The sequence below is a fragment of the Brevibacillus sp. NRRL NRS-603 genome, from assembly GCF_003013445.1.
Classification (GTDB): domain Bacteria; phylum Bacillota; class Bacilli; order Brevibacillales; family Brevibacillaceae; genus Brevibacillus; species Brevibacillus formosus.
Map to the genome: position 1 here is coordinate 198,757 of NZ_PXZN01000008.1, position 24,800 is coordinate 223,556.

The following is a 24,800-nucleotide window of genomic DNA, read 5'->3' on the forward strand; positions in this document are numbered from 1 at the left end:
TAAAAGTATAGGTAACTAGGTATTTAAAATGGCGAGGGATATATGATGAGTGAGCAAATTGTTCTAGCCAAGAAAACGGTGTTTCAGACACCGACCGACACTCGAATGGGCATTTTCTTCATTCAAAAGGGACTCCTGCGTCTCTCTCGGCTGAACGAGGATGGAAAGTCCTTTACCGTGGGATTGCTGGGACCTGGAGCTGTTTTTGGCGAAATGGGGGAAATAGCGCTAGGGTCACGCGCTGTCTACATTGAAGCGATGCAAAAAACGATCCTTACTCATTGGAGTGCGACTCGGACGGAAGAAATGCTGCAAGCATGTCCGCCAAGCTTGAAAGAAATGATGTTCCAGTTGTCAAAAAGATTGGGCGAACAAGAGGAGCGGATGGAAAAGCTGGCTTTGGAATCGGTTAGGGATCGTGTGTTGCATCTGTTGGTTCAGTTATGTCAGCGATTTGGCAAAGCAGAAGAGCCGTTTTGGAAATTGACCGTCTCTCTCTCCCATCAGGAGATTGCCAACATGGTGGGGGCGACCAGAGAAACGGTTTCATTAGCATTAGCCGGTTTGGTCGAGGAGGGAATAGTGTTGGTGTCCCGCATGTCGATTGCTGTGCATGCATCGAGAATGGTTGATAAAATAAGAGAATGCAAGTAAAATGATTGAATGCTCAAAACGGGCCGCGGTTCGTAAACTCCCGCGTTATCAAAACTAGGAGGAAATTATATGTTTAATTTTTGGATCGGAGTGCTTTTTGCTCTGGTGAACTTCGGGCTGTTCCTGCTCTGCTACCGATTTTTCGGCAGAATGGGACTGTACGCGTGGATCGGGATGGCAACCGTGCTGGCCAACATTCAGGTGGTCAAAACAATCGAGATGTTTGGCTTGGTCATGACGCTCGGCAATACGATTTATGCTTCTATTTATTTGATAAGCGATCTATTGAACGAGAAGTATGGGGAAAGAGAAGCGAAAAAAGCTGTATGGTTCGGTTTCTTTACCTTAATTGCGGCAACGATCATCATGCAGCTCGTGCTGGTGTTTGAACCACAGGAAACAGATATCGCCCAAGGCTCCTTGCAGACGATTTTTGGCTTGATGCCAAGAGTGGCATTAGGTAGCTTGTGTGCGTATTTTGTCAGCCAATTTGTCGACGTGAAAATCTATTCGTGGTTGAAGAAAAAATGTCCGGGCCCAAATCAGCTCTGGATTCGCAATAATGGAAGCACCCTCTTCAGTCAGTTGCTCGACTCGGTTACCTTTTGTACGATTGCCTTTTTGGGAGAATTCCCGATGGACGTATGGTGGCAAATCCTGTTGACTACCTACCTGATCAAGTTTGTTGTATCGGCAGCCTCGACGCCGGTTCTATATATCGCACGCAGTATGAAAGTAGACGAAAGCTAATTGACAAAAACACTGAAAAACCGCCAAGGACGATGGAGCTTGGCGGTTTTTGTTTTTCCATGTTTAGAAGGATTATACAAACTTTACATCAAATTTACATAAGGTTCAGGTTATACGTTTACCATCTTATAGTAGTTACTTCCGACATGATGTGAGGAGGAATGATGCAAGAATGTTGAAAAAAAGAGGGAGTGCTTCCAGATGGCCGAAGCTGGCGCTAGTAGCCGCAGTCATGGTGGGAACTATTTTACCTACCGGGTGGATGCCACAGGCAAAAGCCGCACGGGCTGATCATGTGGTGATCAGTGAGGTGTATGGGGGTGGGGGGAACACTGGTGCCCTGTACAAGAATGACTTCATTGAACTGTATAACCCGACAGACACGGCTGTTTCGGTTGGAGGCTGGTCTGTTCAGTATGCTTCTGCTTCAGGAACGTCTTGGCAAAAGGCAGGGCTGACAGGAAGCATAGCCCCGTACGGCTTCTATTTGGTTCAGCTAGCAACATCGGGTACAGCAGGGGGGGAACTGCCAACTCCTGACGATAGCGGGACTCTGAACTTGTCAGGGTCGAATGGAAAGGTTGCGCTGGTTAGCGATGGTGTCCCGTTAACAGGGGCGGATGTCACATCCCAGGCAAGTGTCGTGGATATGGTCGGCTTTGGTACTGCCAATTCATCTGAGGGCAGCTCACCAGCACTAGCTCCCTCCAATACGACCAGCGCCCAACGCATTAGCGACGCCAGCGGCATTGTGCCGAACGGAGGGAATGGCTGGGATACCAATAACAACCGCAACGATTTTATCACAGGGGCACCTACTCCCAAAAACACGCAAAGCCCAGTAGAACCGCCGCTCCCAACAGACGTGACAGAAAAGCTGAACGCTACAGAACTTATTTTTGATTATACGGATCCTATCCAAGCAATAATTCGCGGCTATGTCGGTCAAGGGCGGACTATTAAGGTTTATGCGAGTCAGCCAACAGGAACAGGTAGCGACACTCCTTTGGCCCAGCAAGATTCGGATGCTTCCGGATTCATCGAGCTGACTTTTGCGAATCCCGATCCAAATGCGCAGGGAGTTTATCTCACGGCAACGGAGGGAAGCAAGAAGGAGAGCGCGAGCATCGAGCTGAGACCAGCGGTAGCCAGTTCAGCTTTGATCCAGGATAAAGTCAGCCTGCAAGTATTGAACGGTGTGGGCGAACTGCGAGGAGAAGCAGGAGCGGCAGCGGGGAATGCGATACTGCGCGCATACGATCCGCAAAAACAACCGCTGATGCTAAGTAACAAAGAAACAGGAACTGCACAGGCAAACGGGTCATTTTCTTTTACGATTCCAAACATCGATCAGCTGGATCATATTCTCGTAACGCAGCAAACAGCTGGGGAATATGGCAAGTCGTTTGAGAGCCCGGAAGTAAGCGTTACCAAATCAGCAGTGGGTTCGTCTACGATTGCTGAGGCAAGAAACACCCCGGTAGGAACGAACGTGGTTGTCAGCGGAACGGTGACGGCGATGTTTGAAGCGGGCGGACAAAACAATGTTTATTTCCAAGACGATACGGCGGGGCTCGTACTTCGTGCGCCAGGGCTTACTGGCAAAATTGAGGTGGGAGACAAGATCCGGGCTACCGGAAAAATGAGTGATTATTATGGACTTGCTCAACTCGAAGCGCTCACTGATAACGTGGAAATCGTGCAAAAGCAAGCAGGTGTGCCTAACCCGCAAGTGGTGACTTCCACTGATTTTGCAGCTGCTACAGGAGAGGCTTTGGAAGGCAAGCTGGTGACGGTTAAGGTGGTTACCGTCAAATCGGTATCAAGCGGCAACTACACGCTGGAGGATCAGCACGGTACGTTTGTGTCTCGTCCTGCCGCCACTCTTCCGCTCCCAGTGAACAAGAGCTATGCAGCTATTACGGGCGTAGTGAACTACGACCGCAATGTATACAAGCTGGTGCCGCGCACTGTTGCTGATCTCGTAGAGGACGAGAATAAAGTCCCCATGGTCACAGCGAGTCCCGCAGGCCCTATGGTGACACAAGGAACAAAAGTAACGCTCTCAACGACGATGGCAGATACGGTGATTTACTACACGACGGATGGCTCAACGCCGACTAGGGGAAGCATCAAGTATACGGGACCAATCCAGATTGACACGGATACGACTCTTTTAGCCATAGCGGTTAAAGAAGGCTATACAGACAGTAATATAGCTACGTTCCGCTACGTGATTCAAAAGGAAAATATTCGTATCCATGACATTCAAGGAACCTCGCACCGTTCACCGATGGCGGATGGAACGGTGACCAATGTTCCGGGAATCGTAACGGCTATCGTCAAAAACGGAAGCAATGTACAAGGCTTTTATATGCAAGATCCGATTCCAGACGCAGATCCATTTACCTCCGAAGGGATATACGTATACGAGCCAAACGCAACGGTCAAACCGGGAGATGAAGTAACCGTTAGCGGCACCGTCAAGGAATACGTACCATCGAACAGGGCGGGCACAGACCTCACCCAGACGCAAATTGATGCGACCTCGTACGCAGTTGTCAAGCCAGGCCAGACACTCCCAGAACCACTCATACTGGGCAAAGACAGCTACGAATATCCGAAAGGAATTATCGACAACGACAGTCTGGGCAAATTCGATCCAGACCAAGACGGCATCGACTTCTGGGAAAGCCTCGAAGGTATGCTGGTGCAAATCGAAAATCCAATCGTGGTTGGCGAAACCAAGACGTTTACCAATCCACGCGCAACGGAATTTGTCGTTATCGATGATCAAGCCCATCCGAGTCAGCCGCGTACACCCGCTGGCGGAGTGGTGCTCGAAGCCAATGATTTTCACCCTGAACGAATCACGGTATCGGACAAACTCGAATCGATTACCGGAGAAGTAAAAGTCGGCGACAAATTTGACGGACCGCTGGTAGGCATCATTGACTACAGCTTCGCGAATTACAAGCTGTTCCATACACGATCATTTACAGTACAGCCAAGCCATTATGAGCCGCCAGTGACAAGTATTTCGCCAAAAGAAGATAAGCTGACAATCGCTTCGTACAACATCGAGAATTTCTCGGCAAAAACCGATTCTGCCAAAATCAATCGCATCGCCGAGACGATTGTGGACAACATGAGGGCGCCGGATATTATCGGTGTGGTGGAAATGCAGGACGATAATGGCCCAACGGACAATGGGCAAACAGATGCTACACAGTCTGCGAACGCATTGATCAAAGCGATTGAAAACAAAAACGGCCCGACTTACCGATACACGGATATCGCGCCACAGAACAATCAGGATGGCGGACAGCCAGGAGGAAACATCCGTGTTGGCTTCTTCTACAACCCAGAACGGGTACAGCTGGCAGCAGGAACGCCAGGAGGCGCGACTGATGCGGTGCAAATCGAGACACGAGATAGTGTAGCGCATTTAACACACAATCCAGGACGGGTAGATCCGACCAACGAGGCGTTTGCTTCGAGCCGTAAGCCATTGGCAGCGGAATTTATTTTCCAGGGTGAGCCTGTCATTGTCATCGCCAACCATTTCAATTCCAAGGGTGGAGACCAAGCGCTGTTTGGAAAAGATCAGCCACCACAGCTGGTGAGTGAAGTCCAACGGATGAAAATTGCTCGTGTATTGAATAAATTTGTAAAAAATATTCATGAAGCGGAAGCAAAAGCAAACGTTGTGGTGCTGGGTGATCTCAACGATTTCCCGTTTTCGAATCCAGTGCAGGAATTGGCAGATGGCGTTTTGACCAATATGGTGGAGAAACTGCCGAAGGGTGAGCAGTATACGTACGTGTACCAAGGGAACTCCCAAGTCTTGGATCAAATTTTGGTCAGCAACCATTTGGAGGATGACACCAAGGTTGATATCGTTCACATCAACGCTGGCTTGACTGAGAGTGAAGGGCGTGTGAGTGATCATAATCCTGTCCTTGTCCAGCTGGACTTGAAGGATCGCGGCACGCCGGAAAAAACAGCACAAGAAGTAGCGGAAAGCATCACGCAGCTCACACAGCCAGCAGCGGGTGAGACGCGGTTGAAGCTGCCAGAAGTACCTACAGGCTTTACTATCGCGATCAAGTCGTCTAGTGATCCAGCAGTCATTGCGCTGGATGGCAAAATTACGCCGCCGTATCGCCAGACGAATGTAGACCTGGTTTTGGAGGTCACACGAGCATCCGATCAAACGACAGCAATGACCCAAGCACTGACTGTGCAGGTTCCAGCTAAGCCGGAGTCACCGCCGCCAGTTACACCGCCGGACAGAACACCGACACCGGACTCGCAGCGAGAGTTGAACAAGCAAGCAGCTCAGGTTATCTCTGCAAGCAACGACGAGAACGCCATCTTGGGACAAGTGGATCAAGTACTCAGCCATCTGGAAAAACTTCTGGATGCCGAGCGATGGACGCCGACTGAGAAATGGGAGACTGTGACCGATACGATCAAGACTATACTCGAGGCAGTAGCCGAGCAGGCCGACCGAGGAGCCATTGGTGAAGAGATACTCCAAGATGTGACGAAGAGCTTTTTAGACAAAGCATTTGACCCACTTACAGAAGAGGGCATCGAGGATGAAGAGATTGCCCGCCTGGCACTTGCCTCCTTGACGAGCTTGGCGAAAACAGCACTGGAGCCGCTCGATGAAAAGGATATTTCCAAAGAGGTAGCCAAGCATGTCCGTACACTGGCAGAAGAGCTTTTGAAAAAGCTTGGCACTGTCGTCATTGAAGATGGGGATGAGATCAAGGCAGATGACGAACAAGTAGATGAGCTTCTGGACATACTCGGGGAATTCATGAAAGCAATCAAGTCCGTGAAAGAAAAGATCGGCTTTGCTCCTGTGCTTTTTGTGCAGGTGAAAGAAGGCGATGATGATGCGAGCGACACGCGTTCTCGCAAGGGAGAATCTGCTGATCCTACGGTGACGTTGGAACAGGAGCTGGTTGAACAATTAAAGGAAAAAGAGGTAGGCATTCGCGTAACCTTGGACAGCGAAGCATGGGTAGAGGTGCCAAGCGCATATTTTTCAGCTCAGCGTGCAAGAGAATTTGCCTTCGCTCTGACGGAAGCAAATGGGAACGGGTGGAAAGGTGTGCCGAACCCTGGCGAGGCGTATCAATTGCAAGTATGGAGCAACGGTAAAAAAGTGACAAATCTCGGCAAAACAGGCTTTACACTTGGTCTGCCTGTCGCCGATGACGCAAGCGAAAAGCTCCAAGCGTATTCGTACCGGAGCAATATGTGGAGAGCCGCTACTGGACTCAAGGGAAAAGCGATCCAGGTGACGAAGGAAGACGATCTGGGTAGCTTTACAGTTGCGACGGCGGCCACGTATGTCGTCGGTGAGACTGCCTTGAAAGGGATCGAGATCGAGCCGAAATCTCTAAAACTAGCCCAAGGAGAAGAAGCACAGCTCAAGGTGAAGGCGATTCTCGGTAATGACGCAGAAGAAGACGTTACTGAAGCGGAGGGTATCGAGTTCTTATCCAGCAAGCCCGATCAGGTAGAGGTGGATGAGACGGGGCGTATTCTTGTCTTGGATGATGCCGAACCAAGAACAAGAGTGACCATCACGATCAGCTACGCTGGCAAGACTGCCAAGGTAATTGTCACGGTTAAGAGCAATTAATGTAATGTAAAGAAAACGGGTTGGGAGATAGCTTCCCAGCCCGTTTTTTGTTGTGAAAATGGATTAGATACGTGCCATCCCCATCGCTTTTTCAACTTTGTACAGCATCTCGTTCGCGACTTTATTCGCTTTTTCTGCCCCGGCAGTCAGGATATCATCCAGCTCAGAGGAGTGGAACAGCTGCTCAAAGCGTTCTTGAATCGGACGGAGAGTTTCGACGACAACTTCTGCCAGCTCGGTTTTGAATGCGCCGTAGCCTTTGCCCTCGTACATCGCTTCAATCTCATCCAGCGTTTTTCCAGAGCAGAGGGAGTAGATGGTCATGAGGTTAGAGACAGCAGGCTTTTCTGCTTTGTCATAACGCACAACGCTGTCGGAATCCGTTTGCGCGCGCTTGATTTTTTTCGTGATGGTGTCTGCATCATCCAGCATGGAGATGAAGGCGCCTTGGTTTGGATCGGATTTGCTCATTTTCTTGGTACCTTCAGCAAGGGACATGATGCGTGCGCCAGTCTCCGGCAGGCGAACCTCTGGAATGGTGAAAATGTCGCCATAACGGTTGTTAAAGCGAGCAGCTAAATCTCGAGTCAGCTCCAGATGCTGCTTCTGATCCTCGCCCACAGGGACGAAATCAGTGCCGTACAGCAAAATATCAGCCGCCATCAATGGAGGATAAGCCAGCAGACCGCCTGGAATGGATTCGCCGCGTCCATCGGATTTGTCCTTAAATTGGGTCATGCGCTCCAATTCACCCAAGTAAGAGGTACACAGCATGATCCAGCCGAGCTTGGCATGGGCCGGTACTTCCGATTGGACGAACAGCGTCATTTTATTCGGATCGAGGCCGACGGACAAATAGAGAGCCGCGAGACGACGGATGTTCTCGCGCAGGACAGCAGGCTCCTGTGGAACGGTGATCGCATGCTGATCTACGATGCAGTAAAAGCAGTTGAACTGATCTTGAAGCGGAACGAAGTGCTTCATCGCGCCCAAGTAGTTGCCGAGTGTCATAATGCCGCTCGGTTGAATGCCGGAAAAGATGGTTTTCATGGGAAAGCAGCTCCTTTCAATGTTAGATGCGAGTTTAAAAAGTTTAGTTCAAAAAGTCGACTTTTCAAATCCGCTTTAAAATACAAAAAGGTCCATCCGCCCTGGACAGGGACGAATGAACCGTGGTGCCACCCTTGTTATTTCACGCAAGGAATCATCCATACGCAAAATCTCTTTGATCCGTACCGTTTCTGTGCAAGACAGCTTGATACGGTGTCCATTGTAACGTACGGACGTAACGCCAAAGCCTACTGCCGCCATGTGAGCGGGTTCGGTTTGGAGCTCGGAAGCCCATTCATCATTTCCTTAACACTGATTCGCACCAACCATCAGCTCTCTGAAGTCTCGCAAAATGACTACTCTTCTTCCTCATTGCCATCAAATGATACCCTTTGAGCAAACATTTTACATAGAGTGGAATAAAAAAGCAAGCATGTCTTGACAAGGAAATCCAAAAGCTGTAAAAATAACTCAAGAGTTATATAACTGAATAGTTACTTTTGAGGTGAGTAAATGACCAATGACAAATTGTCAAAAGGAGAGTTGAGTCGCAGCCGGTTACTTGCGGCGGCAGCTTCTGAGTTCGCGGCAAAAGGCTTTCATCGTACACGGGTGAGTGACATCGTAAAAGCAGCAGGCCTGACACAGGCGTCGTTTTACCAGTATTTCGACAGCAAGGAAGGTCTGTATCAGCAGTTGACGGACACATTCGTCACCAAGCTGTGGGAATTGGCGGACAGCGGTCAAAAGGTAACCGCCTTGACGAAGGCAGATGTCTTCCATCAGGTACGGGAAAACTTGCTCGCCTTGTTCCGATTTTTTCAGGAGCAGCCTGACCTGACCCGGATCGTGCTGTATCAGGCAGAAGAGGGCGAAGAGCTGCATCGTAAGTTGGCTTCCCTTGTTGCTGTCAACTTGCGACAAAATCAGACTGCTGGGCATGTTCGTGTCGAGTTGTCTGTGGAGGTGGCGGCTGAGGCAATGATTGCAGTCGTAGACCGTATGACGACACGGTATCTGCTGACTGGCGAGAAAACAGCGGAGCAGCTTGCAGATGACGCGGTATCTTTTTTGGCATACGGAATTTTGCAGGCAAACGAATAGGGAGTGGGTGCTTGTATGCTGGAGCTGTCCCATATGATTTGGCTATTTTTAGTCGTTTTCATGTTTCATGATTTCGAGGAGATCGTGATGGTGGAAGGGTGGGTACGAGCCAAAAAAGACATGATTAGACGGACTGTGCCAGAACGGCTTATGAAGCTGCTGGAGCCGTCTCTTTCGATGAATACGGCCCAATTTGCCGTCGCAGTCTCCTGTATTTTCGCGGTTTTATCGGCTGCTGTCATCCTGACTGTCACGACGCTTTCGGCTGGAACGTACCTTCCGTTTTTCCTGGTTTGTCTGCACGCAATGTTTCTCCATGTGTTCATGCATGTCGGTCATACCGTTGTCCTTCGCATGTACACACCTGGTGTGGTGACGGCTGTGGCATTCGTTTTGCCGTATAGTTTATATACGTATGCTCAATTGCTTGAGGCTGGGCTTGTGTCGTGGCCGTTGATCTGGAGCACATTGCCGTACAGCTTGTTGATCATACCTGTTTTGTACGTGGCACACCGGATTGGGGAGGCAGCAGGTAAAGTGATTCCCCGATGAGAAAAAGAACGGGAATATGTTATCCTAGTAGGAAAGATTGGTGTGAAAGAGGGAATTTTGTTGAAGCTGCGACTAGGCGTAATAGGCGCGGATGATTCACTTGCCATCATCGAATCAGTCATGCGAGAGTTTCCCGAAATTGAATACTTGCCGATTGTCTATTGGAAAGAAGAAGAAATCCTTGATCTGATCTTGCCGCATGTGGATGAGGTGGATATGTGGCTTTTCTCCGGACAGGTCCCTTATGCCATGGTGAGCGAGTCAGGCAAGGTTCAAGTGCCGATGGCTTATGTGCCTCATCTCGGCGCGAGCTTGTACAGAACCTTGCTTCATCTGTCCCATCAAATGGGAGTCCGGGTGGAGGAAGTGAGCTTTGATACATTTTCACCAGAAGAACTAGAGCATTTTCTGGACGAAGCGGGCATTGCTGGTGGCTACAAATGGCTCAAGCATTACGAGGGAGCAATCTCAGCCGATGAACTGGCGGATTATCACGAACAGCTTTGGAAGGCAGGCAAGACAAAGGTGGCTGTCACCTGCTTGCGGACAGCAGATGTAGAGCTGATGCGGCGAGGTGTCCCTGTACATCGGGTCGTGCCGACACGTGCAGGCGTGATTTCGGTTATTCACATGCTTTTGCGAACACACGAAATGCTTCACTTCAAAGACACCCAAATTGCGGTGCAGATGATGGAGATCGACCCATTTCGCGAGCTTGCCGGTGGCAATTTTTCTACAGATGAATGGCAAAATGCCGAGATCAAGACGATGGAAAAGTTATTGCGTTACGCGAAGCATTTGCAAGGCTCATTGAAGACAGCGGGTCCCGGACGCTACGTCATTTTTACTACGCGGGGGAATTTGCAAGAAGTGACCCGTGACTATGCGACCATGCCGGATTTGGAAGAGCTGTTTGGAATTCGCGCTGATCAGGTGACATGCGGAATCGGGATCGGCAAGACTGCTTATGAAGCAGAAATCCACGGTGGCGCGGCTTTGCTGCACGCCAAAGAGCGGGGGACAGGCAACTGGATGGTCTTCTTTGATGACAAAAGCGTCGTAGGGCCGCTTGGTCGTGCTGAACAGATCACCTATCGGTACGACTCAGAAAAGCTGCAAGAGCTCAGTCAGCTTACTTCTCTCAGTGTCATGACGCTCGCCAAGCTATACTCCATACTCAAAAAGCGAGGTTCTCAGGAAATTCATGCGACAGAATTAGCCTCATATTTACAAATTTTGCCACGGAGCGCCAGACGAATCCTGATTGAACTGGAGTCTAAGGGACTAGCGCAGGTGATCAGAGAAGAAAATCCGCACCCGCGGGGCAGACCGCGAAAGGTGTATCGGATCGAATGGCAATCACAATTGTAATAAATTTACCAATTAATCATTTCTTTCAGGAAATGATTTTTTTGTCGTTAAAAAATTGTTCTCAAATTCACATTTATGACAAATAATAAGAGATGTAAACAACTATGAATTTACATAAAAAACAGTAATTACCAAGGAGGAGTTAACAAGTATGAAGAAATCGGTTTTTGCAGTAACACTCAGCTTCGCATTAGGTACCACTACATTCCTGCCGCTAGCTGCGCAGGCAGAATCCGAAAGCATCATCTATAGCGCTGAGTGGGATACCCCCGAATTTATCGGAGAAGAGTTCGAAGCAGAAGATCTGGATGGCGAAGACAAAGTTTGGGGATTCCTGGAGCAACATCAAGAGTCCTTCCGCATTGATGGAGATGTGAAAGATCACTTTAAAGTGTTAGATGAAGTGACAGACAAAGAGACAGACATGACTCACTATCGCGTACAAGAAATGTACGAGGGTATCCCGGTCTATGGTTATCAGCAGACGATTCACGTAAACGAGGATGGAAATGTAACGGCATTCCTCGGGAACTACGCGCCTGACCTGTCAAACAATGATAAGCTGACGAAAAAACCAAAACTCAAGGCAGATAAAGCAGTTAAAGAGGCTATCAAGGATTTGGAGGATGAAATTGACGAAAAAGTGGAGAAGTTCGAGGTGAAACCAGAAGGGAACCTCTACATCTACATCCACGAAGATGAATCGTATTTGGCTTACGAAGTGGAGCTGAATTTCCTCGATCCACAGCCAGGCCGTTGGAAGTATTTCATCGATGCAAACACTGGTGACGTAATTAACAAATACAATATGCTCCATGAGATTACAGGGACTGGCACAGGGGTACTAGGTGATTCCAAATCGTTCGAAGTAACGAAAGTAAGCAATACCAACTATACAGCGAAAGATACGACTCGCGGCAAGGGAATTGAGACGTACACTGCACGGAACAGATACACCCTCCCAGGCACTCTTGGCTCTGATACCGATAACAAGTGGACAGATGGAGCACTTGTTGACGCGCATGCCTATGCACAGGCAACCTACGATTACTACAAAAACGCTCATAACCGCAACAGCTACGATAACAATGGTGCGAAATTGATCTCCACTGTCCATTACGGTACCAACTACAACAACGCATTCTGGAACGGCGTGCAAATGGTTTACGGGGATGGAGATGGAAGCGTGTTCCGCCCATTGTCCGCTGGCTTGGATGTTGTCGCACATGAATTAACACATGCCGTGACAGAAAAAACAGCGAATCTGATCTATCAAAACGAGTCTGGTGCGTTAAATGAATCCATCTCTGACATCTTTGGAGCAATGATTGACAACGATGATTGGCTCATGGGTGAAGATGTATACACGCCAGGAACGCCTGGAGATGCACTGCGCTCTCTCAAAGATCCAACCATTGCTGGCGATCCTGACCACTACAGCGATCGATATACAGGTCCAAATGACAACGGAGGCGTACACACGAACAGCGGTATCAACAACAAAGCGGCATATCTCCTCGCAGAGGGTGGCTCACACCACGGTGTAACGGTTACAGGCATTGGTCGCAATGACACAGCAAAAATCTACTACTACGCTCTAACAAACTACCTCAATCCAAACTCTAATTTCTCCGCTATGCGACAAGCAGCTATTCAATCCGCAACAGTTCTTTTCGGTGCTAATTCCCAACAAGTAGAATCTGTAAAAGACGCGTATGATGCAGTTGGTGTGCAATAATCACTAAAGTATTTTGCGACACGAAATATTTGTCATACTATTAAAAATTGTCTTGCTCCTATTGTGGGGCAAGGCAATTTTTTGTATGTTATTGGTAATTTACCTTGTGTGTATATGGAGTTAGAAAGGAGTATCTCATGGATCATTTAAAAAACATAGTGAGACACCATTATGATATAGACGCTGTTGATGTTACCCCTCAGCAAGGGGGATGGGCGGCGCTAGCTTATAAAGTCATTAGCCACCAGCACTCCTATTTCTTGAAGGTCTATGAAAAAAGCAGAGCATCTACGCCCAAGTGGACAGCGCTGATTGATAAATATGTCCCCATTATCCAGTGGCTATCACGCCAGACCAAACTGCATGGCAAACTTCCAGTTCCGCTGCTGACTAGAAACGCAGCATATAAACACGAAGACGACATGGGCATCTATCAACTGTTTTTATATATTGAGGGGAAAACCATTGGGAGTCAAGCATTAAGCTCGATGCAAGTTCGCCAGCTGGCAGAAATCATAGCGGAGTTACATTTGTACGGGGAAGAAATCCCGGTCAGTACGGCTGCAATCAAGGAAGACTTCCGCATCCCATTTGCCGAGCAGTTTAGAGAAATGCTCAACGAAGATATCCATCGCCTGCCTAATGATGTAGATGAAATCGTCAAACCCTTTGTAAACATACTGGCTGATCGCATGAACAAGTTGGAGATGATTGCAGAGGAATTACGAGGCAGTGAGGTGAAAAGGAAGCTTTGCCATACGGACATTCACAACTGGAACCTGATGCAATCTGGTCAGCAGCTCATTCTCATAGACTGGGAAGGATTGAAGCTCGCCCCGGTAGAAGCCGATCTGATGTTTTTGGTAGATCAGCCTTTTTTTGAGGAGTTTATGACTACCTATCGGAAGACACATACAAATTATGTGATCAATCGACAAGCGTTGGAATTCTATCAGATCCGGCGTAGGTTGGAAGATATATGTGAACTGCTAGAGCAGCTCTTGTTTGATGAGCAAGAAGAACAGGATCGAGTAGAGACGATTGGGCATTTGAAAGGGGAATTGAGTAAGGTTGATAGGAGGGAGGCTTAACATGATAGACGTTACTTACCTGAAGGGGTTATTCCTAAATAGAAGGGAAGATCTTCAGCTCAGATTGGGTGATATGGGTGATTTGCTCGAGTATGGAAACCCTAATCGGAATGACGTTATAGCCTTTACTGAATATGCCTTAGAAATTGCGATTGCTGAAGAGGACTTCGGTGTAAAGGAAAGTTTGTTTTATCTACTCATGAATGCAGTAACATTTCAAGGAGTCGCAAGAAATGTAGAATGGGAGCCATCGCTGCCTCCTTTTCAAAATAGACAGACTATTATACAATTAAGGACATAACCGTTAATCAACCGTTATTGGCTCTACATAGAAGGGGGAGTGGCGCGTCATGATCAATTCGGATCGATTGTGGGATCGATTGGGACAGCTTGGCAGCATTGGGAAGCAAGAGGCGGGCGGCATCACGCGGCTGTCTTTTACGCCTGAGGAACGGGCAGCAAAAGATCTCGTCACAGGCTTTATGAAGGAAGCAGGTCTCACCGTTCGCGAAGATGAGGTTGGGAACTTGATTGGCCGAAAAGAAGGGAAAAATCCGACAGCTCCTGTCGTTTTGGTTGGCTCGCATATCGACTCCGTGCCAAATGGCGGCAATTATGACGGCCCACTTGGCGTGCTGGCTGGTGTAGAAGCTTTACAGACGATGCAGGAACAGGGAATCGAAACAGAACATCCGATCGAGGTCATCGCGTTCACGGATGAGGAAGGAACGCGTTTTGGTTACGGGATGATCGGCAGTCGCGGTATCGCGGGTCTGATCAAGCGTGACGAGCTGGAACAAGCAGACAAGAATGGGGTCACGATTGCTGAAGCTATGCGGCAAACAGGGCTTGATCCGGACCGCACCAGTCTCGCCGCGAGAACGCCTGGAAGTGTGAAAGCGTATGTGGAGCTACATATCGAGCAAGGCAAGGTACTGGAGAGCCGCGGGTTGTCTGTCGGGATCGTGACAGGAGTGGCGGGCCCGCTCTGGCTGAATTTCGTGCTAGAAGGAGAAGCCGGTCATGCTGGGGCAACACCGATGAATTTGCGCCGTGATCCGATGGCAGCAGCCGCTCAAGTGATGCTTGCCATTGAGGAGGAAGCAGGACGGACAGGAACCAGTGTAGGGACAGTTGGACGGCTGCAAGCATTCCCGGGCGGAGTGAATGTCATTCCAGGACGAGTCGAGTTTTCGCTTGATTTGCGCGATGTAGACGAAGCGATCCGCGATGAAGTGGAACAGCGCATTTACGAACGGGCAAAAGCGATCTGTGCTGAACGCAATGTGACGTTGAAAGTAGAGCTGCTGCAACGCATAGCTCCTGCTGTATGCTCAGACGATATCCAGCACGCTGTAGCCGAAGCGTGTGAGGCAGAAGGCTTGGAAGCATTTAGACTGCCGAGTGGCGCAGGGCATGATTGCATGCAGCTGGTTGAGCTGTGCCCGGTTGGCATGATTTTCGCCAGGTCCAAGGATGGCATTAGCCACAACCCGGCAGAGTTCACGACAAAAGAGGATTGTGCGAACGGAGCACAAGTGCTGTACCGCACCGTTTTATCCTTAGCAAAATAGGCATATGAGATAGTAAGTGGGGAGCCACGTAAATTAGGAGGAGAGCGGCATGACAGCAACAGCAGTGGGAACACTTAATAAGGCGGTCGAAGATATCAAGGATCAGGTAATTGCGTGGAGACGGTATTTGCACGAAAACCCTGAATTATCCTTCCATGAAGAAAAAACAGCACAGTTTGTATACGAGACATTGCTTTCTTTTGGCAATCTGGAAGTGTCCAGGCCGACGAAAAACAGTGTGATGGCCAGATTGATCGGTTCCCAGCCTGGTAAAGTGCTTGCCATGCGCGCTGACATGGACGCATTGCCGATTACGGAAGAGAATACGTTTGAATTCGTATCGAAAAATCCTGGCGTCATGCATGCGTGTGGACACGACGGTCACACTTCTATGCTGCTCGGAACGGCAAAGCTGCTGTCCGGGATGAAAGATCAGATCAAGGGAGAGGTTCGGTTCTTCTTTCAGCACGCGGAGGAAGTATACCCGGGTGGAGCGGAGGAAATGGTACAGGCAGGCGTCATGGACGGCGTAGACATGGTGATTGGTACGCATCTGTGGTCCACGATGGAGTTTGGGACAGTAGGTATCTGCCCAGGTCCAATGATGGCAGCACCTGATACGTTCTGGATCACCGTTCTTGGAAAAGGCGGGCACGCGGCGCTCCCGCATGAAACAATCGATAGCATCGCGATTGCGGCACAAGTGGTGACGAACCTCCAGCACATCGTATCCCGCAATGCGGATCCGCTCGATAATCTGGTTCTCTCTGTCACGCAATTTGTGGGGGGAACAACACATAATGTTATTCCAGGGGCAGTGGAGATTTGCGGGACAGTCCGCAGTTTTGACAAAAATCTGCGCGAGTCGGTTCCGGGACTTATGGAACGCGTGATCAAAGGCATTACAGAAGCACACGGCGCGGGATACAAATTCAAATATGAATTTGGCTATCGCCCGGTTATCAACGATGCAGAAGTGACGAAATTGATGGAAGAGGTCGTCGAAGAATCACTAGGAGCAGAATGGGTAGAGCATATGCGTCCAACCATGGGTGGCGAGGACTTCTCCGCCTTCCAGCAAAAAGCGCCAGGCTGCTTCTTTTACGTCGCTGCCGGAAACAAAGAAAAAGGCATCACATATCCGCACCACCATCCACGCTTTACGATCGACGAGGATGCGCTCGAAGTCGGCGTGAAAATGTTCGTCAACGCGGCCAGAAAAATCGTGATGGAATAGGCAGAATGAAAAATGGTAGAGATCATTCACCATTCATAATCTAAAAGTAAGGCAGCTTGTCAATGTGGCAAGCTGCTTTTTTACGTTTATCCCCAAAAGAGCCCACTAATCTGGGACTCAGGTTGTGGTACGTAATGTGTATTTGGTTGTGTTTTGGATTGTAAAGTTGTGTATTTAATTCTGTATTCATTGTTTTTTCTTTTGATTTTAATAAACCCTCAACACTACAGCTATAAAATGAATGCAAACGGACCTGATTCTTTCTAAATGATAGGGATCGGGGCAGAAAAGGGAGGCTTGATAATTAAGTAAACAAGTGATGAAGCAAATCAAGACGATGAAAAGAAAATGAATTGAGATCCGAGGAGGAGAGACACCATGAAAAAAATCCTGAACCAAAAAGGACTTGCTGCGCTTTTAACAGCTACAACTCTCGTTACTGGTGGAGTCATCGTACAAGCTCCATTTCTGAATTCGTCAGTTTATGCGGCGGCAGAGGCGGCAAAAGAACTCTCATCTGAAAAGCAACTCTATCGTTTCCTGTTTGAGAATAGCATAGAGGATAGCTCAGAATCTCACCATCCTGTACAAGTGTCCGGAACACCAACATTTGTGGAGGGACGTGTAGGATTGGGGGAATCCATTCATTTCCAGTCAACCTCAAAAGACAATGCAACTTGGATTGATTTGGGTGAAAATGACGAGATGAAGTTTGGGGAAAGACAAGATTTCACCATTGCCTTCTGGGTGAAATCTCCTGGCGTTGATGCTGATCCTGGCATTATCTCCAATAAAAACTGGTCAAGCGGTGGTAACGTGGGTTGGTTCATCGGATTGCAAGGTTCTACGTTAAAGTGGAATTGGCGCACATCCGATAGCCCCCGTCTCGATGCAACGATTCCAAGCATTGCGGATAATGCATGGCACTATGTCGTCGTTTCTCATGATCGGGATGAACTTGCAACGATCTACGTCGACGGTAAAGTAGCAAAAACAATCGATATCAGCCAATCCAAGGGAACAATTGATACCAGCTTCACGACCAAGATTGGAGTAGATGGCGCTGGAAACCATTTTGGAAGCCGCTATGACGTGCAGTTGGACCAATTACAGATTCTGAGTCGCACCGTTACAGATAAAGAAGTAGCTGATAGTTACGCAAGTGCTCCGAAAATTCCAGTGAAGAGCGTGTCATTGGATCAGAAGGAGCTCGAATTGAAAGCTGGAGCAACGATGCCTGTTACAGCTGTGATCTCCCCGAAAGAAGCGTCCGTTCAGGATGTCAGATGGAGTTCCAACAACAAAGAGGTCGCGAAGGTCGAAATGATCAATGGACGCCCAACTGTTGTAGCAGGCAAACCGGGCAAAGCAAAAATCACAGTGAAAACTGTCGATGGAGGCAAGACGGCGAAAGCTGAAGTAACTGTTACGAATTCGATTGACGTATCGGGAGACGGCCTTCTAACCGAGGAAGATTTGAAAGTCATTTTGAAAAACCAGCAAAGCCGCATGGGTGACCGGCGTTGGGAAAAAGCGCAACACGCGGATATTAACAATGATAATAAAGTGGACAAAGCTGATGTGGAGATGATGAAAGAAAAGCTGGCTCCTTATAAGAATGATTTCCTTTACAAACGTGTCGTGGTTATCGGTATCGATGGTGCAGGGAATGCAGTCAAAGATCCGGAAGCAAAAGCGACGAATATCTTGAAACTGATCGAAGAAGGTGCAGGAACATTTGACGCCAAAGCAGTACTGCCCACGATCAGTGCGCAAAACTGGGGATCTATCCTGCACGGTGTCACTCCTGACAAGCATCAATTGACAAATGATATCGTAGCGGCTACCCCTTATCCGGAGAAAGACGTGTATCCTTCCTATTTGAAGCTGTTGAAACAAGAGCGTCCAAAGCTCCAGCAAGCTTCCTTTGCTACATGGAGCCCGATCAATATCGGTATCATTGAAGATTCAGCAGGTTCTTACAAGCAAAACAGCAGGTCGGATGAAGAGACTGCAAAAAAAGTAGTCGATTATATCAGAAAAGAAGGTGAAAATACTCGTAACATTTTCGTTCATTTAGATGAAGTGGACGGGGCTGGCCACAATCATGGCTATTTCACACCGACATTTTATAAACAGCTCCAAAAAGCAGATGAGTATGTAGGTAATATCCTCGAGGCACTGGAAGAGGAAGGATTGATGGAGGATAGCCTGATTATCATTACGACTGACCACGGTGGGAAAGGAACAGGGCATGGGGGTTCTTCACCGGGAGAACAGACGATTTTCTGGGCGGCAAAAGGTAGCTCCATCACGCCTGGTACAGAGCTATCAGAGGTAGTAAACATGGACACTGCCGCCGTAGTAGCCCATGCGCTTCGGTTGGAATTGCCTGTAAATTGGGATGCTAAAATTCCAGAAGGGTTGTTTCAGGACAGCAAGTAAAAAGACCCTGGTCGTTTTTAACTGATTCGAAAATTTTAAACACTAAAACAGTTATTCCTTATTCCACTACGTGTAATAGGGGATAACTTTTTCTTTCAAAGGGGGAAGGAAACGGGAACAATGCTGGCAGCAAGTCACAACGCACTAGTACAGACGGATCAGCTTTTGCCAAAAGGAAGTTTTTCTTTTCGCGTCTTTAATCTTTGCCAGCTCGATTTTGGCATCCATGATATCGTTCATTGCTTTGGTCAAGCGTCGGTCTCGTTCTTTCAGGTTGTTGCGGATGTAAGCCTCCTGCTTTTCTACACGTGCTAATAGCGCTAAGTAGGCGGCGTCTTGTTGCTGGACATGGGAAGCCAAGGCATGCAGCTTTTCATCCAACTCTTCAAGCGCAACAGTATGGTTCACAGCCGGATGTGAGGAAATATGGGCAGGGGGGAATGCAACCGCAACGGCCGTTTCCTTTCGGGCAGGTTCAGGTGAGCTTTGCGTAGCAACCATTCGGGCAGCTTCATCTTGCGGAATGAGTTGATCCTTTGTTAAGCTGTAGAACCGCTGAAGACACGTAATATCTACCTGCCTGTACTCCCGACGATTCTGACTATCCCGCAAAAACCAGTAGCCGTGCTGCTCTAAGAGCATGCTCCACTTGCGCAAGGTGCTGGCCCCAATACCTAACAGTCCCGCAACTTCTCTGCCACTGTATGTTCTCTCCCGTGCCAATAACTCGATAACCTCTCCCATGGAAATCCCTCCTCTGGCATAAATCCGCTCATCTCTTGCTATACCGTTTCTGTACTGAAAATGGTTTTCCTTTTGGAATCGTGCGACAAAATCTCACAGTGTTCGTAAATGGCGCTGTATTTTGGCGTAAATTTGCCATCAGACGACAAAGTTAGAGAGAAGGTATGAGGACAAATGACGGACGGGTACAAGTACATTTTCTCTTTCACTCCGCATGTGCTCAGTAGGGCTGTGCCAAATGTACATAGGATGCATGAGAAGGAGGGATTAACCATGGCATTCAAAGACCAGGTGAAAAAATTCGAAGGTAGAAATGTTAAGGTTGAAACCGTAGACGGCACTTTTTTCGGCAGATTGGTAGATGTAAAATCGACCACCATTATTTTGCGAGAGAACAATGGGAACCGAACCATTATTCGTGATTCGAAAATTGTTGCCGTTACAGAACATGACGGCGATTGTTAAGTTCTAATCATATAAATATGAGGATTTGTTTCTCAGGCTGTCGAGTGATCGACGGCCTTTCCTATTCTTTACACCCTGTGGCATGGTAACATATAAGGGACTGAAAAAATGCTGCGAATAGAGGGGGTACCACTATGTTGGATATTCGGTTTCACGGACATTCTTCCGTGCAGGTAACAAGTGAAGGGCATTCGATCATGATTGATCCATTTATATCAGGAAGCCCGGTAGCAGCAACCAAGCTGGAAGACATCTCTGTCCAGTACATCCTTCTGACACATGGACACCAAGATCATATTCTGGATGCGGTAGAGTTGGCCAAGAAAAATGATGCGACAATCGTTGCAACCCATGAGCTTGCTACCTATTTGAGCTGGCAGGGAGTCAAGACCATTTCGATGAATCTGGGAGGCTCTATCAAACTTCCATTTGGAAAAGTGAAAATGACACAGGCGTTCCACAGCTCCGGTGTCGTGCTGGATGATGAGAAACAAATCGTGTACATGGGAATGCCAGGGGGCTTTGTGATCGAGCTGGGTGGAAAAACGATTTATCACGCAGGGGATACAGGACTGTTCGGTGACATGAAGCTAATCGGAGAGCGCCATAACATTGATTTGGCTTTCCTGCCGATTGGAGATGTGTTCACAATGGGACCTGAGGATGCACTCGTGGCTGCCGAGTGGGTACAAGCTGATTTTGTCGTGCCTATTCATTATGATACATTCCCGCCGATCAAACAGGACGGGGAAGCATTCGTAGCTGAGCTGGCTGAGAAAGACATCAGAGGCAAGGCATTGAAGCCAGGGGAGACATTGCGTCTGCCATAACACGATCTCGATACATAAACCCGCTAATCTACTTAGGATGTGAGATTAGCGGGTTTTTTTATGGAGTTCCTAGTATGTGGCTGCGGTGGGGAGAAGAATATTTCCAGACTAGGCTCCAGGCTCCGTCCTGCTGGGGGTTGAGAGTGTCCGCTCCGAAGGGATTTGCGGGGAAACGCAAAAGTGGTAGCCGCTTCGTAGCGCGGGCACGTTGCGTTTCTGTTGCCCGCAAATCCCTTCTCCGCTCGGTAGGACTCCACAAGTCGCTACGTCTGGAAATATTCTTCTCTGTCGTGACTGCTCACAATCTTCCATCTTTTAAAGAATCGGATCACACGGAAAGCTCGTAGAGGAAACAGGAGAAAAAAGCGAAGATCTTAGGGACACCGACCGAGGCGCAATGAAAAAAAGAGAAACAAGCCCTAAGCGTCCACCTCTGAGATACCCCCTGAATGGACGACTTTGGACGCGGGTTTCGCTTTTTTTCATGGAGCCGGGCAGTCAATCCCCCAGCGGGTGGACCTAGAAGCTGAGCGTTTTCTCCTGTTTCCTCCCCAGCACTACAGCAACGAAGCAAAAAGTTTTTAATACCAAAAAAGAAATCTTTGAAACTAGCATGAAAAGAGAAGGACCACTCATAGATATAGAACAGTAAAGAAGAGAAAGAAGAAAGGGTGACTACCTGGATGAGATTGGTGCACTATAGTCTTCTATTTCTTGCGGGAGTGGTCCTCTATTCACTAGGTGGAATTGCTTTTCCAGACGGTGGAGCCTGGTATGATTCCCTGGACAAGCCAGATGGAACACCGCCAATTTACTTGCTTCGTATCATCTGGCTCATTTTATATGCACTCTTAGCATGGTCGTTACTGATTTTGATACGAACGAGGCAGATAGACCGCGAGCTTTTGCTTCTATATGGGATCAATTGGTTTTTTCATCAACTTTTTTTCGTGTTGTTTATCGGTTATCAACTGCTCGTATTGGCTGCGCTGGATACCATTCTGGTGGTGTATTCGGCATGGGTGCTCATTCGCGCCATTCGTCCCTACAACAAAATCGCATCCTCGCTGCTCATTCCTTATTTCATGTGGAGCGTGTTTGCGATGTGTCTCGCGATTGGCTTCTGTCTACGCAACCTGTGAGTACATAAGCAATTACAGGCCCTCGACGAGTCGTCTGGCTCGTGCTGCGGCTTCTCTCTTTATTTCCTCCCAATGCAGGGTTTGGAATTGGCGTTGATGCATCAAAATTTCTCCGTTCACAATGGTTGTATCCACATCGGCCCCCGTCGCGCTGTATGCAAGCAGGGCAGGGATGTCATGGACAGGCTGGAGGTGCGGTTTATCCAAATCGATCAGGATGAGATCAGCTCGCTTTCCGACTTCTAGTGTTCCGACCTCGTGATCAATCGCAAGCAATTTCGCGCTTTCGATGGTAGCCATGCGCAAGGCCGCTTCGGCAGGCAGTACCGTCGGATCACCGTGCTTGAGCTTTTGCATCCAAGTCGCGGCTTTGATCTCGGCAAACATATCGAGAGTCGTAGCACTGCCAGCACCGTCTGTTCCCATCCCGACAGTGACTCCAGCCTCAATCAGCTCTCTGACAGGAGTGATGCCGCAGCCGAGCTTCAAATTGCTGACAGGATTATGTGCGACACCGCCTCTCATCCCGCGAAGAAGCGCGACATCAGATTCATTCAGATGAACAGCATGCGCGAGCAAGACGTGCGTATCCTGGAACATGCCCAGTTCATGCAAATACTCCGTGGGAGTCTGCTTGTACTTGGCCCGAATTTTTTCTCCTTCCTCAACCGTTTCAGCCAGATGGATGTGGAGCGGGATTTGGCGCTTGCGGGCAAGCTCGATGACTCCTTGTAAAGGCTTCGGCGGGCATGTATAAGGAGCGTGCGGACCGAGCATCGTTGTAATTCTGCCATCGCCAGTTCCCGTCCAGTTGTCAATGAGGTCCAAGGCTTCGGCCATTCTTCGTCCTCCGTCATCCTCGAGAAAGACCATGCCGCGAGTCAAGGAAGCGCGTATCCCGGAATCAAGTACAGCTTGGGCAACAGCATCCATATGCACGTACATATCGGCAAAAGCGGTCGTTCCAGAAGCGACCATTTCCGCGATCCCCAGTGTCGTTCCCCAGTAGACATCTTCTCTTGTCATCCGGGCTTCCGCCGGGAGCATCTTTTTGTCCAACCAATCCATCAGCTTGAGATCATCGGAAAAAGCACGCAGCAAAGACATGCTGGCATGGTTGTGCGCGTTGATGAGACCTGGCATCGCTACCATATTTTTAGCTAGTATGACACGGTCTGCTTCCTCTTCAATAGTTGATCCGATTTTGGCGATTCGACCATCCATGATCCAAATATCCCCGAGAAATGGCTTCTCTCCCTCAACCATCGTCAATATCATGCAGTCTTTAATCAGTAACGTTTTCATGGGAAAATCCTCCTTTTTATTCCTGTTAGCGATGCAAGCGTAAAGCTTGACGCCGCGAGAAAGTCAAGGAGGGAATTTTTTGAAAAAGGGAGAACAAATTCAGAAGAGTTGTGCTGAGATTCGTGGGTTTGAAATATTGTTTATTAGATAACAATTGACTAGAGAAATAATGCTACATAAAATGTAGATAAGATTTGGGGGAGAAAGAGATGTCACATATGTTAAATGGAGGGCTTGTCGGCCTGCAAGCAATCTTGGATCAATTGAAGCCTTCGGAGCGAAAAGTCGCTGATTATATCCTGGCTCACCCGGAAGATGTCGTGAAGCTATCTGTCCAAAAATTGGCGGAATATAGTGGGGTATCCGAGGCGACGATTATCCGTTTGGCTCGCTCTCTTAATATGAAGGGATATCAGGAGCTAAAGCTGCGCGTCGCGGGAGATTTGACGAAACAGACGGCGATAGGCAGCTATCAGGAGATTATGATGGAGGGGTCAGTTGAATCGATTATGCAAGCGGTCAGCTGGAACAATATTCAATCCATCCAGGATACGCTCTCCGTCTTGTCCAACGAAGAAGTAAAGAAAGCAGTCGACGTGCTGTCGGTAGCCAGAAAGATCGATGTCTACGGCGTCGGTGCATCGGCAGTCATTGCCGACGACATCCGGCAAAAATTTTCGCGGATTAATTTGTGGTGCGAGGCTTATTCGGATTTTCACGCACAATTGACATCGGCAGTCACTTTAACGGAAAAAGACGTGGTTATCGGCATATCTTATTCAGGACAGACCGAAGACATTATTCAATCGTTGACGGAGGCCAAGCAGCAGGGAGCGACCATCATTACCCTGACGAAATTCGGTCCCTCGCCAGTAGCCGAACTAGCCAACATCCGGCTATTCACCAGCTCGGTGGAAAAAAGCATTCGCAGCGGAGCCATGGCTTCACGCATTGCCCAATTGAACGTCATCGATATTTTGTTTATTACCATGATCAGCAGGATGCAAGAGCAAGTCATCCCCCTGTTGGAAAAATCAAGGCTTGCTGTCAGTCGGACGAAACGCTCGTCGACGTAGGAGAAGGGAG

The 24,800-nt window shown here is 48.5% G+C and carries 19 protein-coding genes and 1 other annotated feature; of the genes, 16 read left to right on the plus strand and 3 right to left on the minus strand.

Annotation, left to right across the window (positions count from 1 at the left end; translation table 11 throughout):
• Positions 1 to 42 precede the first annotated feature (42 nt).
• From C7R94_RS04400 to C7R94_RS04410, 3 genes are all read left to right on the plus strand, one after another.
• On the plus strand, positions 43 to 654 hold the full coding sequence (locus C7R94_RS04400) for a Crp/Fnr family transcriptional regulator (RefSeq protein WP_233220477.1): 612 nt from the start codon (positions 43 to 45) through the stop codon (positions 652 to 654).
• A 69-nt stretch (positions 655 to 723) separates the two neighbouring features.
• The gene (locus C7R94_RS04405; RefSeq protein ID WP_047070562.1) at positions 724 to 1,404 is read left to right on the plus strand and encodes a queuosine precursor transporter; all 681 of its coding nucleotides are present in this window, start codon (positions 724 to 726) and stop codon (positions 1,402 to 1,404) included.
• A gap of 172 nt (positions 1,405 to 1,576) precedes the next feature.
• Positions 1,577 to 7,066, plus strand: a complete 5,490-nt coding sequence (locus tag C7R94_RS04410; protein ID WP_106778633.1) for a chitobiase/beta-hexosaminidase C-terminal domain-containing protein — start codon at positions 1,577 to 1,579, stop codon at positions 7,064 to 7,066.
• 63 nt (positions 7,067 to 7,129) lie between these two features.
• Here the strand turns inward: C7R94_RS04410 and trpS are convergent, their stop codons facing one another.
• Positions 7,130 to 8,116, minus strand: a complete 987-nt coding sequence (gene trpS / locus C7R94_RS04415) for a tryptophan--tRNA ligase (protein ID WP_047070564.1) — start codon at positions 8,114 to 8,116, stop codon at positions 7,130 to 7,132.
• A 104-nt stretch (positions 8,117 to 8,220) separates the two neighbouring features.
• Positions 8,221 to 8,498, minus strand: a binding site (T-box leader).
• Between the two features lie 131 nt (positions 8,499 to 8,629).
• On the opposite strand from trpS, the gene C7R94_RS04420 reads away from it, so the two are divergent.
• From C7R94_RS04420 to C7R94_RS04460, 9 genes are all read left to right on the plus strand, one after another.
• Complete coding sequence (locus C7R94_RS04420) at positions 8,630 to 9,220, plus strand: TetR/AcrR family transcriptional regulator (protein ID WP_106778634.1); 591 nt, start codon at positions 8,630 to 8,632, stop codon at positions 9,218 to 9,220.
• A gap of 15 nt (positions 9,221 to 9,235) precedes the next feature.
• Complete coding sequence (locus C7R94_RS04425; RefSeq protein ID WP_106778635.1) at positions 9,236 to 9,772, plus strand: HXXEE domain-containing protein; 537 nt, start codon at positions 9,236 to 9,238, stop codon at positions 9,770 to 9,772.
• Positions 9,773 to 9,814: 42 nt separating this feature from the next.
• Positions 9,815 to 11,143 (plus strand): helix-turn-helix domain-containing protein, encoded by a 1,329-nt coding sequence (locus tag C7R94_RS04430; protein WP_233220478.1) that lies wholly within the window; start codon positions 9,815 to 9,817, stop codon positions 11,141 to 11,143.
• 151 nt (positions 11,144 to 11,294) lie between these two features.
• Positions 11,295 to 12,881: a M4 family metallopeptidase gene (locus C7R94_RS04435; RefSeq protein ID WP_106778636.1), complete on the plus strand. Its 1,587-nt coding sequence runs from the start codon at positions 11,295 to 11,297 to the stop codon at positions 12,879 to 12,881.
• A 137-nt stretch (positions 12,882 to 13,018) separates the two neighbouring features.
• Positions 13,019 to 13,972, plus strand: coding sequence for an aminoglycoside phosphotransferase family protein (locus C7R94_RS04440; protein WP_106778637.1), 954 nt, complete (start codon positions 13,019 to 13,021; stop codon positions 13,970 to 13,972).
• 1 nt (position 13,973) lies between these two features.
• The gene (locus C7R94_RS04445) at positions 13,974 to 14,273 is read left to right on the plus strand and encodes a hypothetical protein (RefSeq protein WP_233220479.1); all 300 of its coding nucleotides are present in this window, start codon (positions 13,974 to 13,976) and stop codon (positions 14,271 to 14,273) included.
• A gap of 49 nt (positions 14,274 to 14,322) precedes the next feature.
• Positions 14,323 to 15,546 carry a Zn-dependent hydrolase gene (locus C7R94_RS04450; protein ID WP_106778638.1) on the plus strand — a complete coding sequence of 408 codons (1,224 nt, stop codon included), beginning with the start codon at positions 14,323 to 14,325 and terminating at the stop codon, positions 15,544 to 15,546.
• 49 nt (positions 15,547 to 15,595) lie between these two features.
• Positions 15,596 to 16,783 carry a M20 family metallopeptidase gene (locus tag C7R94_RS04455; RefSeq protein ID WP_106778639.1) on the plus strand — a complete coding sequence of 396 codons (1,188 nt, stop codon included), beginning with the start codon at positions 15,596 to 15,598 and terminating at the stop codon, positions 16,781 to 16,783.
• Between the two features lie 378 nt (positions 16,784 to 17,161).
• Entirely contained in the window at positions 17,162 to 19,228 is a 2,067-nt protein-coding gene (locus C7R94_RS04460) for an alkaline phosphatase family protein (protein WP_106778640.1), read from the plus strand.
• Positions 19,229 to 19,372: 144 nt separating this feature from the next.
• Here the strand turns inward: C7R94_RS04460 and C7R94_RS04465 are convergent, their stop codons facing one another.
• Positions 19,373 to 19,972 (minus strand): MerR family transcriptional regulator, encoded by a 600-nt coding sequence (locus C7R94_RS04465; protein ID WP_106778641.1) that lies wholly within the window; start codon positions 19,970 to 19,972, stop codon positions 19,373 to 19,375.
• A 273-nt stretch (positions 19,973 to 20,245) separates the two neighbouring features.
• Between C7R94_RS04465 and C7R94_RS04470 the strand changes: the two genes are divergently transcribed.
• The 3 genes from C7R94_RS04470 (at position 20,246) to C7R94_RS04485 (ending at position 22,409) form a co-directional block, all read left to right on the plus strand.
• On the plus strand, positions 20,246 to 20,437 hold the full coding sequence (locus C7R94_RS04470; protein WP_106778642.1) for a DUF2642 domain-containing protein: 192 nt from the start codon (positions 20,246 to 20,248) through the stop codon (positions 20,435 to 20,437).
• 134 nt (positions 20,438 to 20,571) lie between these two features.
• Complete coding sequence (locus tag C7R94_RS04475) at positions 20,572 to 21,267, plus strand: metal-dependent hydrolase (protein ID WP_087344618.1); 696 nt, start codon at positions 20,572 to 20,574, stop codon at positions 21,265 to 21,267.
• Positions 21,268 to 21,950: 683 nt separating this feature from the next.
• On the plus strand, positions 21,951 to 22,409 hold the full coding sequence (locus C7R94_RS04485) for a TspO/MBR family protein (RefSeq protein ID WP_106778643.1): 459 nt from the start codon (positions 21,951 to 21,953) through the stop codon (positions 22,407 to 22,409).
• A gap of 12 nt (positions 22,410 to 22,421) precedes the next feature.
• Here the strand turns inward: C7R94_RS04485 and C7R94_RS04490 are convergent, their stop codons facing one another.
• Entirely contained in the window at positions 22,422 to 23,714 is a 1,293-nt protein-coding gene (locus tag C7R94_RS04490) for an amidohydrolase (protein ID WP_106778644.1), read from the minus strand.
• Between the two features lie 218 nt (positions 23,715 to 23,932).
• Between C7R94_RS04490 and C7R94_RS04495 the strand changes: the two genes are divergently transcribed.
• Positions 23,933 to 24,790 (plus strand): MurR/RpiR family transcriptional regulator, encoded by an 858-nt coding sequence (locus C7R94_RS04495; protein WP_456263970.1) that lies wholly within the window; start codon positions 23,933 to 23,935, stop codon positions 24,788 to 24,790.
• The last annotated feature ends 10 nt before the right edge of the window (positions 24,791 to 24,800 follow it).